General features: G+C 50.9%; 1 rRNA gene. It reads right to left on the bottom strand.

Annotated features, from left to right (window positions below):
• Positions 1 to 952 (bottom strand): 23S ribosomal RNA (locus PGX78_RS08750); the annotation flags it as partial.

Genomic DNA, 952 nt, shown 5'->3' with positions numbered 1-952 from the left:
GGTTATCCTTTTCCCGAAGTTACGGATACATTTTGCCGAGTTCCTTAACGAGGGTTTTCCCGCGCACCTTAGAATTCTCTTCTTGCCTACCTGTGTCGGTTTTGGTACGGGCGGCGTCGTCCTCACTAGAAGCTTTTCTTGACAATCGAGTCCCGGTTCCTTCACCTGTATCTCTACAGGCTCCCTATCACTTCTCGGCTTTTAGAATACCGGATTTGCCTGGTATTCAACCTACCTGCTTAGACATGCTCTTCCAATCGCATGCGAACTTTCCTTCTTGTGTCACTCCATCGCTCAAACAGACGACGTCGGTACAGGAATTTCAACCTGTTGTCCATCTCCTATGCGTCTTCGCCTCGGATTAGGTCCCGACTTACCCTGGGTCGACGATCGTTGCCCAGGAACCCTTAGGCTTTCGGTGGAAAGGATTCTCACCTTTCTTTTCGCTACTCATACCGGCATTCTCACTTCCTGCCTGTCCACCTGTCCTTCCGGTCAGGCTTCGCCCATGCAGGAACGCTCCCCTACCCATGTATTTACATACATGCCAAAGCTTCGGTTCCGTACTTTAGCCCCGGTCATCTTCGGCGCAGAGTCTCTCGACCAGTGAGCTATTACGCACTCTTTTAATGGTGGCTGCTTCTAAGCCAACATCCTGGTTGTTTTCGAAACTCCACATCCTTTACCACTTAGTACGGCATTGGGGACCTTAGCTGTTGGTCTGGGCTGTTTCCCTCTTGACTACGGGTCTTATCACTCGCAGTCTGACTCCCATGGATAAGTACAGCCATTCGTAGTTTGATTAGGTTCGGTAGCCGGATAGGCCCCTACCCTGTTCAGTGCTCTACCGCCTGCACTCTTGCCATGAGGCTAGCCCTAAAGCTATTTCGGGGAGAACCAGCTATCTCCACGTTCGATTGGCATTTCACCCCTATCCACACCTCATCCAAAA

This window comes from Megasphaera sp. AF13-6AC (genome assembly GCF_027685385.1).
Lineage (GTDB): Bacteria > Bacillota > Negativicutes > Veillonellales > Megasphaeraceae > Megasphaera > Megasphaera micronuciformis.
The sequence above is the reverse complement of the archived record's forward strand: the minus strand, read 5'-3'. Positions and strand labels throughout refer to the sequence as shown.